Origin of the sequence: Paenibacillus sp. FSL W8-0919 (assembly GCF_038003785.1) — a bacterium.
GTDB classification, from domain to species: domain Bacteria; phylum Bacillota; class Bacilli; order Paenibacillales; family Paenibacillaceae; genus Paenibacillus_AQ; species Paenibacillus_AQ lactis.
Window position 1 is genome coordinate 357,602 of record NZ_JBBOPV010000001.1, and the last position, 13,347, is coordinate 370,948.

Here is a 13,347-nt window from a genome sequence, read left to right on the forward strand (position 1 = left end):
GAGCTCCAATAACGGCTTCCAAACTTAGCTTCACATGACCATATCGTGAACTCTATGAGGGACTTTCAAGGACTTTCAAGCGGCAACGCGGGCCTGCACCAAAAACCGGACCACGAATGGCCATCATCGGTAAGACGCTGTGCATCATCGATTTAAAGAATCTTTCTCGGCCCATGGGCCGAGGCGTTTACGGCTCGTAGATATGTTTAACGCGCCCGACTTGTCCATCCTGCAGCCGAACCTTGATGCCGTGCGGGTGGCTGGGAGAATTGGTCAATATGTCCTTAACCACGCCGCGTGTAAGCTTCCCTGTTCGCTGATCCTGCTTCAATACGATATCCACCTCAAGTCCCGGCTTGATGTTGGAACGCTGTCCGCCATTCATTTTCTGATCACTCCTGTTCATGTGGTGTATAGCCTCTGATGCAATGAAAGTTATGTACACCATACTGAATACGGCTTTCAATTGCAAATACCCGTCTTATGCCTTCCCTACGCACAGCAGGGCCGCCCCTTCTTGGATACGAACATCCATTCAAGGAACGGCCCTATTGTCAGACACATATGATAAAGATATGACGATTCATATTGGTGTTACAGTACGCTGCCGCCATAGAGGAAGCGGTTCTTCCAGGAACTGCTGAACTCGCCTACCAGGACGCCTCCGGATTTTTTGGAGTACGTATGCAGCAGCTTGTTATCGCCTAAGTAAATCGCTACGTGCGTAATTCGCTGAGTTGCTTTATTTACACCGGCATACGCGGATGCCGAAGAGCCTCTGTAGCTCATAAAGAACACGAGGTCGCCCCGCTTCAATTGGCTGATGTTGTATACATCGGTTCCTTTATCCTTGATCCATTGGCCTTGAGTCCGGGAGTTGCCCGGGAGTGTAATGCCGGCTCCGTCCATATATGCGCGGCGGACGAATGCCGAGCAGTCAAAGGTCTTGGTTGAGCTGCGGTTGGAGCCGAATTCGTATGGTGTACCCAGGTACTTCATGCCTGCGCTGATGACTTTTTCAACACTGGCATTGGCGGACGGCTTGGCAGCGCTTTCCGAACCGCTTCCGGAATTGGAGTTTGAGGAGCCGCTTTTCTGGGTAATGAACTTGGAAGAAGCATACCCTTGTTTGCCGTCCGAATTTTTAATTTTATACCATCCCGAGCTGACACCCAGAATTTGAACGCTGTCGCCTTTATAGACACGGTCAAGCACTTTGCCCGACGTCGAAGGCTGGCTGCGCATATATACATTCGCATTCGCTACGCCGCTAGCTGCAGACTGCACGCTTGCAGCAGCAACCTCATTCACAGACCCATATCCGTAAGAACCAAGAACAGCTGCTGACAGTAGTGCTCCGGCCATCAATCTTTTAACACTTGTTTTCGAGAAAATATGAATCTCCCCCGTCTCGTTTGATTTTAGGAATGACGAAATTGTCATATTTCGTGATCCCGCAATCATTATAGACAGGCTATGTCTCAGGACGCATGCAACTATTTTCATAAAACAGCATGCCAAGTATTGGTAAAGAGGAGGACTTTAGTCGCTTTTTAGACCTGTATTTTGAATAAATAACACATATTTGAAGAAATAAATGCCAAAATAACCCATGCACCGGAAGCGTCCTAAACGTTCTTCGGTATGCTGGGTCTTTATTCTTACGGTAGTATTCGAATGCGGAAGGGATAAAATCAGAGCTTGTCCGATCGTTTTCCTATCAGACAAACTCTAGTTTATCGCACGACTTATATCTTATTCCACTACAATTTTGTAATCTTTAGGGCTTTATGGCCTCTTGGCGTACAGCCGGTATCCAGGATCTTCCGGCACATCGATAAGAATCATGCGCAGATTGTCCTGAGCCTTAAGGGTCAGCCATTCTCCCTCCTCTGATTTCATGACTACAAAGTCCCGATGATGGAAAACCAGCTCGTCCTCTCCTGAATTGAATTTGCCCTTCCCCCGAACCGTCAATGCGGCAGCATACCTTCCGGGCTTCAATTCATACTTGGCTTCATGTCCGGCTAAAATCTGAATATCCAGCATCCTTGCATCCACCGATACGTCGACCGGGGAACCGCTGCCAATTAACGTCGTCACCGAGCCCCCTTGAATTCGATTCACCGGAAACACGTCCTGCCGATACTGCCGGCTGGCCGGATTCTGCTTCAGCGAATCGCGCAGATAAGGCTCAAGCCAAATTTGAAAGCCTTCCGCATCCGGTCCGGTATAATGCTCCTCATGCTTCAGCCCCGAGCCCGCTCTCATCAGCTGCAGGCCTCCGGCTCCCGTTTCGCCGCGCAGGCCTTGCGAATCCTGATGCACCGCAGTGCCCTGTATCATATAAGTTACGATTTCAAATCCTTGATGAGGATGTTCTCCCACAGTGCCTTCGATAGGCGAACGAAACCAAGACCAGTAGAATATCGGCCCGACACGATTCACGGCTGACCCTTCCCCTGAGAGGCCGATCGGCTTCAGCTCGGCAATTCTTCCTCCGTCTAAAGAGCCTTTCCCATAGTTCTCCGGCATATATACTTTGCCTATCATGTTCAGTCTCCCCCTTTAACCTATCCCGCAAATTCCCTATGAACAGGTGACTTGCCCAGATCATCTCGACTTCAAGATAGCATCGCTGATAACAGATTATATATCAACATCCTATTTTTCCCTGTCTCCGTTTTAATGCAGCAGTCGATTTTTTAGTTTTTTTTCAGGTTAGGTTCAGCTCGGCTTCAGTTAGACTACTTATGATAGGCTTTAGCTAACAGATAGGGGAGCGCTGTAAGAGATGGAATCATTCAACGGAATTCGCGTATTGCTCGTCGATGACGAGCCGCATATCCTGCAATTTTTGGAGCTCGGATTACGCAATGAGGGCTTTGATGTAAAGACGGCGTTTGACGGGGAAAGCGCGCTGGCGGCCGTGCACAGCTATCAGCCGCATGTCATTATTCTTGATGTCATGATGCCCGGAACCGACGGTCTAACGGTGTGCCGCAGGTTAAAGGAGGAAGAAGCGGACATTGCGATCATCTTGCTGACGGCGAAGGATGAAATCGATGACCGAGTCAAAGGACTCTTGATCGGGGCCGATGATTATATGGCCAAACCGTTCAGCTTCGAGGAGTTGCTTGCCCGCATCCAGGCGCGGCTTCGCAATCAGTTCCCCAGCCTGCTCGGAGAAATTCGGCTGGGGCCGTTTGTCATTGACGATCGCAAGAAGGAAATCGCTTTTCGCGGAGTGGCCCTCGGGCTGTCGCCTACGGAATATAAGCTGCTGAAGCTGCTTGTAACCAAGCACGGCACCGTGCTTAGCAAGACGAATATTTTGAATATCATATGGAACTATGATTTCGGCGGAGAGGATAATATCGTGGAAGTGTACATCCGATCGCTGCGTGAGAAGCTTGGGGACAAGGAGCATCGCATCATCCGGACCCTGCGCGGGGCGGGATACCGCGTGGACCTGCCATGAGCCAGCAAACCAAGCGACGGCTGCGGCTCAAAGGGCCTAGATCGCTGCGCATGCAGCTGCTGTCCAGATCCCTCATTGTCCTCGCGGTGCTGCTGATTCTGATCGGCATGCTGCAATATGTCTGGATGAAGAACGCCATGCTGCAGAACCAGGCGGAAGCGCTGGCCCTGCAGCTTCGCTCGATCCCAAGGGAGCTGTGGGATCCGGATCTTGGGAACGCCGCGCGGCAAGCGATATCCGGCCCCGGCGCCGACAATACGGAGGACGAAATGACAGGCGGTTCGAAGGATACGGCGGATCATGCAGGCAAGGGCTGGACATCTCCGCCGCGTTCGGAGAGACCTCTGATGTTTCTGCCGAACATGTCGCTTGCCCGAATAGAAACGAACGGCAGCCATACCGATCTGTCCTCGGATAGCAGCGGACGGTCCGCTCCCAAGCTATCACCAGATACCTATAGTCAAATCCTTCAGGAGTTCAAGGAGCACCGGCCCGTGAAATACAAGGTTGTCGACGATGCCGATGGCAACGAGCAGCTGATCGTATTCCGGCCGCTGGGAACTCCGGGATCCCCCACCGGCCTGCTTCAGCTCGGGATCGATACGGACGCGCTGCATGCCGTGCTGATGCGGCAGCTGGTCATCTTCGCTCTGCTCGCCTTTCTCGCGATGGCGGGGGGCGTGGCGCTGTATCTGCCTCTGCTTCGCCGGACGCTCCTGCCCCTGAACCGGATCGTGGATACGGTCAAGCGCACCGATGCCGGGAATCTGGCGGAACGGTTTCCGGCAGCCCAAGGCCAGCAGGAAATCGACCGTCTGGCCGAGTCGTTCAACGGCATGCTCGAACGGCTGGAGCATGCTTTCGAAGCCGAACGGGAGGCGAAAGAGCACATGCGGCGGTTTGTTGCCGATGCTTCGCATGAGCTGCGAACGCCGCTTACCTCCATTCACGGCTTCCTGGAAGTATTGCTGCGCGGGGCGGCCGATCACCCGGAACAGCTGCATGCGGCGCTCTCCAGCATGCACGGGGAATCCCGGCGAATGAAGAAGCTGGTCGAGGATCTGCTGCTGCTGGCCAAGCTTGACCAGAGGCCGAAGCTTCAGGTTCAACACGCAAGACTGGATCTGCTGCTCCGCGAAATGGAGCCGCATTTGCGAATGCTCGCCCAGAACAGAGCCGTAGCGTTTCAGCCCCTTCCTGTCCAAGGCCGCTGCGACCCCGACAAGCTGAAGCAGGTCATCTACAACCTCTTTCAAAACGCTGTCCAGCACACCGACCCAATCGATGGCGCTATTACCGTAGCCTTGAAGCAGCAAGGAGATCACGCCGTGCTCATCGTAAGCGATAATGGGCCCGGCATTCCGGAAGAGCATCTTCCCCATCTGTTCGAACGTTTTTACCGCATTGACCGATCAAGAGCCCGCATCCAGGGCGGGGCTGGCCTCGGACTGGCCATTGCCCATTCCATCATGACTGCGCACGGCGGGAGCTTGACCGCCGCCAGCACCCTCGGTAAGGGAAGTGCATTTCGCGCGGAATGGCCGGCGGAATAGGGACCGAAGCGAGATAATCTCCATCGTTCTTCGTATTTGCGCTCGTGAGGCCTGGTGGCCATACTTCGAGCCTGCATAGGGGCTGTCTTCAGGGTTTTTCATTTCCAAAAAATCCGGTTGGACAGTCCCTTTGCTTTTCCCTGTAACCTGACAATTTGGTACAATAACAGACGTTAGTACAATGTCAATTGAAGGGAATTTTATCGATATGTTCAAAATCTTGATTGTTGAGGACGACACCCGTCTCGTCAGCCTGCTGAAAGAGCATCTTCATAAATTCGGATATACGACCCAGTCCGTGGATGATTTCGAAACGGTCCGCGATCAATTCGAGGACTTCGATCCCCATCTCGTGCTGCTGGATATCAATCTGCCCAAGTACGACGGTTATTACTGGTGCCGTCAGTTCCGGAGCCTCTCCACCTGCCCGATTATTTTCATTTCGGCCCGCGACGGCAAGATGGACCAAGTGATGGCGCTTGAAAACGGTGCGGACGATTACATTACCAAGCCGTTCGATTACGAGATCGCCATGGCCAAGATCAAGAGCCAGCTTCGCCGCGCCTACGGCTCCTACGCCGCCGGGCACAACGAACGGACGCTGTCCGTTTCTGGCCTTACGCTGGACGTCGAGCGTCTCTCCCTGTCGCTGGATCAGGCTCATACCGAGCTCAGCCATACGGAGGCTAAAATTTTGGACGAGCTGATGAAGAAGCCCGAGCAGGTTGTCAGCCGTGACCGCCTGCTTGAGAAAATCTGGGATGACCAGGCCTTCGTTGATGATAATACGCTAAATGTGTACATCACCCGTGTTCGCAAAAAACTGGCGGCGCTTGGCATCCAAGAAGGACTCCAAACCGTACGCGGGCGCGGCTATCGCCTCATACCGAACTGGAGGGATGACGCATGAGACTGTTCCTGCAAGAGCAGCGTCCTTTAATCGTCGTCTACATCGCCCAGCTGCTGCTCGTATCGCTTATCTACCGGCTGGACGGCTACCGCAACGGCAAGGTCGTCCTGTACGCCTACATGATCAGCCTCCTATTGCTGCTGGGCTATTTGGCATTCCGCTATATCGCCAACCGCTCCTTCTACCGCCGGCTTGCCCAGCCGATCGCGGGCGAAGCCGTTACCGGCGAATCCTCGGCCGAATCCTCCCATACGCCGCTTGCCGAAGCCCTGCAGCAGCTTCTGCGCAGCCAATTCCGCCAGTACTCGACCGAACTGCACAACTATAAGCATAAAATCGAGGGACATCTCCACTTTATCAACCAGTGGGCTCATCAGATGAAAACACCGATCTCGGTCATCCACCTGATCCTTCAGGACGATGACGACCCGCGCTTCGCCGCCATCGGCGACGAGCTCGACCGGCTCAAAAAAGGCCTCGACCTTGTCTTATACACTGCAAGGCTCGATACCTTCGAGCATGATTTCTATGTTGAGCAGCTGCCGCTGGAGCAGGTCGTCCGCGGGGTAACCTCCGAACAGAAACGGCTGTTCATCCGGCGCCGAATCTATCCCGCCGTACGGATCGAGAGCGGCTTGACGGCCGCCTCGGACGAGAAGTGGCTGTCCTTCGTGCTCACGCAGATTTTGACGAACGCGGTTCGGTATACGCTAAAGGAGCAAGGCACGGTCCATCTGACCGGCTATGCGCGAGGTGAGCAGGCCGTGCTGGAAATCCGGGACGAAGGCATAGGCATTCCCGCAAGCGACTTGCCGCGCGTCTTTGACCCTTACTTCACCGGAGAGAACGGACGCCGGTTCCAGGAGTCGACAGGCATGGGGCTTTATCTTGTGAAACAGATACTGGACAAGCTCGGTCATGCTTTGGAGATTGAATCCAAGGTGGGTGAGGGCACCACGGTCCGCATTATTTTTGAACGTTCCGTTCGCTAAAAAAACCTTACAAGGTTGTAAGGAAACTGTAAGTTACGGACATGGCGGAGCCGGATGCAGGTATTTTACAATGATAGCAACGTACACAAGGAGTGAAGTTATGCCGATCCTTAGCGTCAAGCACCTATCCAAAATCTACGAAGGCAAAGTGGCGTTCCAAGCGCTGAACAACATTCACTTCGCGGTTGAAAAAGGAGAGTTCGTCGGGATCATGGGCCCGTCCGGCAGCGGCAAAACGACGCTGCTGAACCTGATCGCCACCATCGATCAGCCGACGGCGGGCGAGGTCATCATCGGCGGACGCAATCCCCATCTGCTGAACCGGACCGAGATGGCACTGTTCCGGCGCCGGGAGCTGGGCTTCGTGTTCCAGCATTTCAACCTGCTCGATACGTTGACAGTCGAGGAAAATATCGTGCTGCCGCTAACCATGGAGGGGATGCCTTTAGTTGAAATGGAAGCTAAACTGAAACGAATCTGCGGTCAGCTCGCTATCGAGCCTATCCTGCACAAGCGCACCTATGAAATATCCGGGGGGCAGATGCAGCGGACCGCCATTGCCCGGGCGCTCATTCAAGAGCCGTCCCTCATCCTGGCCGACGAGCCGACAGGGAATCTGGATTCCAAGGCATCCAAGGACGTCATGCAGACCTTGTCCGCCGCCAGCCGGGAGGCTTCCGCCACCGTGCTGATGGTGACGCACGACCCGGTTGCCGCCAGCTATTGCGACCGCGTCTTGTTCATCAAGGACGGGCAATTATATAATGAAATGTATTGCGGCGACAACCGCCAGGCTTTTTTCCAGAAAATTATCGATATGCTCGCCCTGCTGGGAGGAGGAAGCCATGACCTTTCGACAATTCGCTTTTAGAAATGTCTTGAGGAATAAACGGACGTATGCAGCCTACTTCCTGAGCAGTGCATTTTCGGTCATGATTTTCTTTGTGTGCTCCCTGTTTTTGTTTCATCCGGAGCTTTCTCGGCAAATGTTCTATCCGGTTGTTATTCAGGCCATGGTTGGCGCCGAGCTTATCATGTACGTGTTCTCGTTCTTCTTCGTGCTGTATTCAGTGGGGGCGTTTTTGAAGACGCGAAAGCGCGAGTTCGGCATTTTGTTCATGCACGGCATGACTGACCGCCAATTCAACCAGATGGTGTTCCTGGAAAACATGATCATCGGCATAAGCGCCATCGCGACCGGGATCTTGTCCGGCATCATCACCGGCAAGCTGTTCCTCATGGCCGGCTCGGCTTTTCTCGGGGTGCCTCCCCTGCCGTTTCGCCTGTCGCTGCGGGCGCTGGGGCTGACCATCGCCAGCTATGTGCTGCTGTTCATCGTGATTTCAATGTTCACCTCCAGGCTCATGCGGCCCAAGGCGCTCATCGACCTGTTCCAATCCGGGCAGCGTCCGAAGACAGCTCCGAAGACGTCGCCCTGGCTGTCCGTTCTCGCAGCCGTCCTGCTGATCGTCAGCTACACGCTGGCGGCCACGACCACGGCGTCTACGCTTGCTCTGCGGATGTTTCCGGTAACCTTAATGACGATGCTCGGCACCTACCTGTTCTATTCGCAGCTTGGCGTAGCCCTGGTGCGGCGAATGAAGAACAGCCGCCGATTTACCTGGAAACGGACCAAGCTGATCCTGCTGTCCAGCCTGCACTACAGGCTGAAGGACAATGCCCAGATGTTTGCCATGGTCACCATCGTGCTGGCCGTCTCGTTCTGCTCGGTCGGCGTGTTCGCCTCCATCCCGGTGCTCACCAAGCAATTTAACGAGGATTTCCCTGCCTCCATCGGCTACATCGCCAAGGAAGGAAACACCGCCGAGAGGGAGCATCTTCAGACCATCCGGCAGGAGCTGGATGAACGTAAAATACCGTTTGAAACGTTGTCGTTTCACGTTAAATATACCGAAGCCAATCCCGATTCTTCCCGGTCGGAGGTCCCGCTCACCCTGCTGTCCTTCTCCGACTACAAGGAGGCTGTCCTGATGGCCGGACTGCCGTTTAACGAGCCTCCGCTGGAGGCTGACGCTGCCCTTGTCCTTGTCGCATCGCAGAACGACCGGGCCTATATCCGGACCCGGCACCATGTATCGTACCAGATTCCGGATACGGATATCCGGCTGCGCGAGGTCGGGTATTCGGAGCATGCCGGCGTCCCGGAATATTTGCTTCCGAAGCTGGATGGAGACGACCGCTTTGGCGGTCTGGTCATCAGCGATAACATGTTTGAGCGCATCCCTCCTTCCCGGACAGAACGGTACACCGGCTTTTACATCGAGGATTTCCGGCAGACGGAGGGCGTCGCATCCCAGCTTGCGCCCAGAGGGGCCGTCCGTTATGAAATGAACCGTCCTTACGCGCTTACCGTAAGCGGAACCCTCTTCGCCCTGCGCGATAGCCTGTACAATATGCTGCTTTTTGCCGCTTTGCTCGTCGGAACCGTATTTTTTATCGCTGCCGGCAGCTTCCTGTATTTCCGCCTGTATGCCGATCTTGACTATGACCGCAGGCATTATGCCACCATCTCGCGGCTTGGCATGACGGACAGGGAGTTTCGGCGAATCGTCACCGGACAGCTGGCTCTGCTCTTTTTCGTTCCGATCGGACTTGCGATCACGCACAGCATCTTTGCGTTCATCGCGCTGCAAAGCTATTTCTATCTGTCCATTGCGGCCGAAATGGGTATCGTGCTGCTGAGCTTCCTCATGATGCAGATCCTGTACTTCTACTTTATTCGAAGCCAGTATTTGCGCAAGCTGAAGCAGACCCTGATCTAAGAGGACCAGCGATCGACGCTCCCAGGCCTTTAACTATGTGAAAGAGGTGTAACTTTTGGAAAACTGGATTACGGATATTATGGAGCAATTCGGCTATGTCGGGATATTCCTGATGATCGCCCTGGAAAACGTGTTTCCTCCGATTCCGTCCGAGGTGATTCTCACCTTCGGTGGGTTTATGACCACCTATACCAAGCTTAGCGTCCCCGGCGTTATTCTCGCCGCGACCATCGGTTCCGTCGTCGGAGCCGTCATCCTGTACGGTATCGGCCGCCTGCTGGACGTGGAGCGGCTCGAGAAGATCGTGGATCGCTGGGGACATATTCTCCGTGTGAAAAAAGAAGATATCCGCAAAGCGGATGCATGGTTCGATAAATACGGCTACTGGACGGTGCTCTTCTGCCGCATGATTCCGCTGATCCGGAGCCTGATTTCCATCCCGGCGGGCATGTCCAACATGAAATTCGGCATGTTCCTCCTCTTCACCACGATCGGCACCTTGATCTGGAACGTCATTCTGGTCTCGGTCGGCGCCGCGCTTGGCGAATCCTGGGAAGATATCGTCGCCTTCATGGACGTATACTCCAATATCGCTTATGCTGTAATAGCTGTGGCCGTTATCGCATTCCTGATTATCTTTTTCCGCAAGCGGAGAAAATCCGCTTAATAATCGCATCATGTGAACAATTATGGTACGTGAGGTCCGCGTGACCGGTCGACCTCCGGCTTCTTCATGCGATAAATCATTAACGGCGCTGCATTTTTACATTTTTATTTTTTAGTAAGGGAGAGACTGTAGGTCATGGATTTTATAACTATCCTCAAAGCAATCATTCTGGGAATCGTCGAGGGACTGACCGAGTTCGCTCCCGTTTCCTCTACCGGCCATATGATCATCGTGGACGACATGTGGCTGAAATCCGAAGAGTTTCTTACGAAATACGTAGCCAACACCTTTAAGGTCGTCATTCAGCTTGGCTCGATCCTCGCGGTCGTTGTCGTGTTTAAAGATCGCTTTCTTGATCTTCTCGGCCTGAAGCGCAAAAAGCCCGAAGCTGGCGCTCCCGCCGGTACCGGCCGCCTGAAGCTGAGCCAAGTGATCGTCGGCTTGATTCCTGCTGGCGTGCTGGGCGTATTGTTCGAAGACTTCATCGACGAGCATCTGTTCTCGACGGAAACGGTGCTGATCGGCCTTGTTCTCGGGGCGATCTTTATGATCCTCGCTGACAAAATGAGTTCGAACAAGGAAGCGAAGGTCGTAACGGTCGATCAAATTACGTACAAGCAGGCTTTCAGTGTCGGCCTGATTCAATGTCTATCGCTCTGGCCGGGCTTCTCCCGTTCAGGCTCCACCATCTCCGGAGGCGTCATGCTCGGCATGAGCCACCGCGCAGCGGCCGACTTCACATTCATCATGGCTGTGCCGATCATGTTCGGGGCAAGCCTGCTGTCCTTGCTGAAAAACTGGGAGTATTTCACGATGGATGCACTGCCGTTCTTCATCGCCGGGTTCTTGGCGGCCTTCGTGTTCGCGCTGATCTCGATCCGCTTCTTCCTGAAGCTGATTAACCGGATCAAGCTGGTGCCGTTTGCGATTTACCGTATTGTGCTGGCAGCGGTTATTGCGCTTGTGCTTTATCTGTAAGAATACGAGAGTATCACGCGCCGGAGACGCTTCGCGTACGTATCGTTCCTGCGATCGCTGTTGTCGACGAATTTCTCGAATTGTCATTGGTATAGGGGAAATCCGTCGACAGCCTATGCTTCCGATGCGAGCTTTCCTTCGGAAAGCTTTCAGGCGAACACTTCGTTTCTACGGAATCGATTCGTCCGCTCCGCTGGTGCGCACAAGAAGAGCTGCAACATCCCGCTGCCTATGTTTGGGGAAATAAAGGAGGGCAAGATTCCATCTCTTGCCCTCCTTTTTGTTATGCTCCGGATTTCGAGAAGTCAAAAAGCTGTAAGCTGCCCTTGAGGGCGGTACGTAAGGGGAGTCCCTTGTTCCTCTTGTTCCTCTTGTTCCTCTTGTTTCTCTTCTCTCACTTGTCTCCGTACTTTCGCTCCGCAAGTCCTCCGCGTCGTATCGTTCCGCCTATAGCAAGTATGATCCTCACCCAGGTCCGCTTCCTCCTCACGCTCCGCCTACCGTCCTGACTGCACTCCTTCGCCCTTCGAGGACCCTTAACGGCTTCAACTATCACTAATCGTCAGCCCTCTGGCAGGATCAGCGGCTCCTTGGAATAGTAGCGCACCGCTTTCCCCTGCGAGCTTGCGTATTCGATCTCGCCCCGGGTGCTCTCACCGATATATCCGTTCACATCGATGACGTAGATCTCGTCCGACATGTCGATTTTACGGAAGTGCAGCTCCTTAAGCCGCGCCTCCTGCTCCGGCGTGATGTCGATGCCGTCGCTCTGCTCGAAAAAACCGACGCTGAGCACGATATGCCCGCTCAACGTCAGGGCCGCCTCGGCCTCTCGGAATTGAGGCTTGAACCTGGTTGACCCGCATAATGTAATGACCTTCATTGCTGCACTCTCCTTTTCCTTAAAGGTGATTGAGGGAATTATCTAAGCTACCCGCTTTTCGAAAGCTTCCAAGATCCCTTCTCTAGTGCCAATGGGCGCAATCGCCCTACTCTTCAAATGACAGGTTGGACGGTTCGTCCAACAGCTCATAATGTACGTCCAAATGGGTGGTTGGGACACTCAGGTCCACTTCTTCGAATCGGAAGCTGTCCACCCATACCTGGCCCGCTCCCATCAGGAGTACGCCGATCGAGATCGTGGCGCTCTCCTCCGGTACATCCAGCACAATGGCGTAATGGTTCCAATTCGTGCTTCCGGTGATGCGGCGGTCGTGCATGTTATCGAACTGGAGCACGTCCTCGGCGTGGTTGTCGATACGCATCCACAAGCCGCAATACTCGGCGACGTTGTCGGTTTTGACAAAGCCGGAGAATCTCATCCGCTTCCCCCTGTATTTATCGGCTTTGAACTGCTGCATCATCGTGGCGAAAGCGCCGGGATCCATCGGCGTCAGGGCGCGTAAATAACCGGATGCGCTACCTTGGTGCACGACGGTCCGATCGACTCCCATTTCATAATCCTGCGGGTGACTTCCGCTCAGGAACCAGCCCTTTAGAGCGGATGGATTGTTTGTTTGTTGATTCATGCTATCATCTCCCTTGGTTTGGATTGAGCTTTGCGCGTGGAGCAAGAAGATTTTCCGGTAGCGTCCGGGCGGAATGCCGTACATTTTCTTAAACGCTCGCGTAAAGGACTCCTGGCTCTCAAAGTGGCAGTGCAGCGAAATATCGACGATCGGCGTCTCGGTGTGGAGCAATAGCTGCGCTGCCAAAGCCAGCCGGCGTCTTCTCAAATAGTCCGCAATATTCAAGCCGATCTCTCGCCGGAACAGTCTGTGAAAATGGTGCGGCGAAAATCCGGCATACGAGGCGATATCCGCCAGCGTCAGCGGCTGCTCCAGATGCTGCTCCATATACGCAATGCTTTTTTGGATGATCTGTTTCGTGTTCAAGGCGGGCCCTCCTTTGCCCCTAAGGATAACAAAACGAGCGTCGTCATTTTTGATCTTTTTTGCCAAAAAAGAAAGACCTCTTCAATCA

13 protein-coding genes are annotated in these 13,347 nt (G+C 53.9%); 8 read left to right on the forward strand and 5 right to left on the reverse strand.

The features are described 5' to 3' along the window. Positions 1 to 187 precede the first annotated feature (187 nt). From NST44_RS01465 to NST44_RS01475, 3 genes are all read right to left on the reverse strand, one after another. Positions 188 to 385 (reverse strand): YwbE family protein, encoded by a 198-nt coding sequence (locus NST44_RS01465; protein ID WP_007132443.1) that lies wholly within the window; start codon positions 383 to 385, stop codon positions 188 to 190. Between the two features lie 209 nt (positions 386 to 594). Beyond that, entirely contained in the window at positions 595 to 1,443 is an 849-nt protein-coding gene (locus tag NST44_RS01470) for a C40 family peptidase (RefSeq protein ID WP_144878039.1), read from the reverse strand. A gap of 345 nt (positions 1,444 to 1,788) precedes the next feature. Next, entirely contained in the window at positions 1,789 to 2,553 is a 765-nt protein-coding gene (locus NST44_RS01475; protein WP_007132445.1) for a pirin family protein, read from the reverse strand. A 241-nt stretch (positions 2,554 to 2,794) separates the two neighbouring features. Here NST44_RS01475 and NST44_RS01480 point away from each other — a divergent pair, with 241 nt between their 5' ends. The 8 genes from NST44_RS01480 to NST44_RS01515 all read left to right on the forward strand — a co-directional run bounded on the left by NST44_RS01480 (position 2,795) and on the right by NST44_RS01515 (position 11,364). After that, positions 2,795 to 3,481 (forward strand): response regulator transcription factor, encoded by a 687-nt coding sequence (locus NST44_RS01480; protein ID WP_340897457.1) that lies wholly within the window; start codon positions 2,795 to 2,797, stop codon positions 3,479 to 3,481. Beyond that, positions 3,478 to 5,034: a sensor histidine kinase gene (locus NST44_RS01485; protein ID WP_340897458.1), complete on the forward strand. Its 1,557-nt coding sequence runs from the start codon at positions 3,478 to 3,480 to the stop codon at positions 5,032 to 5,034. Before NST44_RS01480 ends, NST44_RS01485 begins: the two co-directional genes overlap by 4 nt. Before the next feature lie 208 nt (positions 5,035 to 5,242). Continuing rightward, complete coding sequence (locus tag NST44_RS01490) at positions 5,243 to 5,944, forward strand: response regulator transcription factor (RefSeq protein ID WP_007132448.1); 702 nt, start codon at positions 5,243 to 5,245, stop codon at positions 5,942 to 5,944. Then, positions 5,941 to 6,936 carry a HAMP domain-containing histidine kinase gene (locus NST44_RS01495; protein WP_340897459.1) on the forward strand — a complete coding sequence of 332 codons (996 nt, stop codon included), beginning with the start codon at positions 5,941 to 5,943 and terminating at the stop codon, positions 6,934 to 6,936. The genes NST44_RS01490 and NST44_RS01495 overlap by 4 nt, the downstream gene beginning before the upstream one ends. 100 nt (positions 6,937 to 7,036) lie before the next feature. After that, positions 7,037 to 7,807 (forward strand): ABC transporter ATP-binding protein, encoded by a 771-nt coding sequence (locus tag NST44_RS01500; protein WP_251535944.1) that lies wholly within the window; start codon positions 7,037 to 7,039, stop codon positions 7,805 to 7,807. Beyond that, a complete protein-coding gene (locus tag NST44_RS01505; protein ID WP_144878033.1) occupies positions 7,782 to 9,719 on the forward strand; it encodes an ABC transporter permease in 1,938 nt (645 codons plus the stop codon). The genes NST44_RS01500 and NST44_RS01505 overlap by 26 nt, the downstream gene beginning before the upstream one ends. Positions 9,720 to 9,774: 55 nt before the next feature. Then, complete coding sequence (locus NST44_RS01510; protein ID WP_251535946.1) at positions 9,775 to 10,386, forward strand: DedA family protein; 612 nt, start codon at positions 9,775 to 9,777, stop codon at positions 10,384 to 10,386. Between the two features lie 135 nt (positions 10,387 to 10,521). After that, positions 10,522 to 11,364 (forward strand): undecaprenyl-diphosphate phosphatase, encoded by an 843-nt coding sequence (locus NST44_RS01515; protein WP_007132453.1) that lies wholly within the window; start codon positions 10,522 to 10,524, stop codon positions 11,362 to 11,364. 562 nt (positions 11,365 to 11,926) lie between these two features. Here the strand turns inward: NST44_RS01515 and NST44_RS01520 are convergent. Together NST44_RS01520 and NST44_RS01525 are read right to left on the reverse strand one after the other, a co-directional pair. Continuing rightward, complete coding sequence (locus tag NST44_RS01520; RefSeq protein WP_028407405.1) at positions 11,927 to 12,247, reverse strand: hypothetical protein; 321 nt, start codon at positions 12,245 to 12,247, stop codon at positions 11,927 to 11,929. Positions 12,248 to 12,353: 106 nt separating this feature from the next. Then, entirely contained in the window at positions 12,354 to 13,259 is a 906-nt protein-coding gene (locus tag NST44_RS01525; RefSeq protein WP_028407404.1) for a helix-turn-helix domain-containing protein, read from the reverse strand. Positions 13,260 to 13,347 lie beyond the last annotated feature (88 nt).

Coding starts and splice junctions, on each gene's coding strand:
- NST44_RS01465 (WP_007132443.1), bottom strand. CDS start 385: ATGAATGGCGGACAGCGTTCCAACATCAAGCCGGGACTTGAGGTGGAT.
- NST44_RS01470 (WP_144878039.1), bottom strand. CDS start 1,443: ATGACAATTTCGTCATTCCTAAAATCAAACGAGACGGGGGAGATTCAT.
- NST44_RS01475 (WP_007132445.1), bottom strand. CDS start 2,553: ATGATAGGCAAAGTATATATGCCGGAGAACTATGGGAAAGGCTCTTTA.
- NST44_RS01480 (WP_340897457.1), top strand. CDS start 2,795: ATGGAATCATTCAACGGAATTCGCGTATTGCTCGTCGATGACGAGCCG.
- NST44_RS01485 (WP_340897458.1), top strand. CDS start 3,478: ATGAGCCAGCAAACCAAGCGACGGCTGCGGCTCAAAGGGCCTAGATCG.
- NST44_RS01490 (WP_007132448.1), top strand. CDS start 5,243: ATGTTCAAAATCTTGATTGTTGAGGACGACACCCGTCTCGTCAGCCTG.
- NST44_RS01495 (WP_340897459.1), top strand. CDS start 5,941: ATGAGACTGTTCCTGCAAGAGCAGCGTCCTTTAATCGTCGTCTACATC.
- NST44_RS01500 (WP_251535944.1), top strand. CDS start 7,037: ATGCCGATCCTTAGCGTCAAGCACCTATCCAAAATCTACGAAGGCAAA.
- NST44_RS01505 (WP_144878033.1), top strand. CDS start 7,782: ATGACCTTTCGACAATTCGCTTTTAGAAATGTCTTGAGGAATAAACGG.
- NST44_RS01515 (WP_007132453.1), top strand. CDS start 10,522: ATGGATTTTATAACTATCCTCAAAGCAATCATTCTGGGAATCGTCGAG.
- NST44_RS01520 (WP_028407405.1), bottom strand. CDS start 12,247: ATGAAGGTCATTACATTATGCGGGTCAACCAGGTTCAAGCCTCAATTC.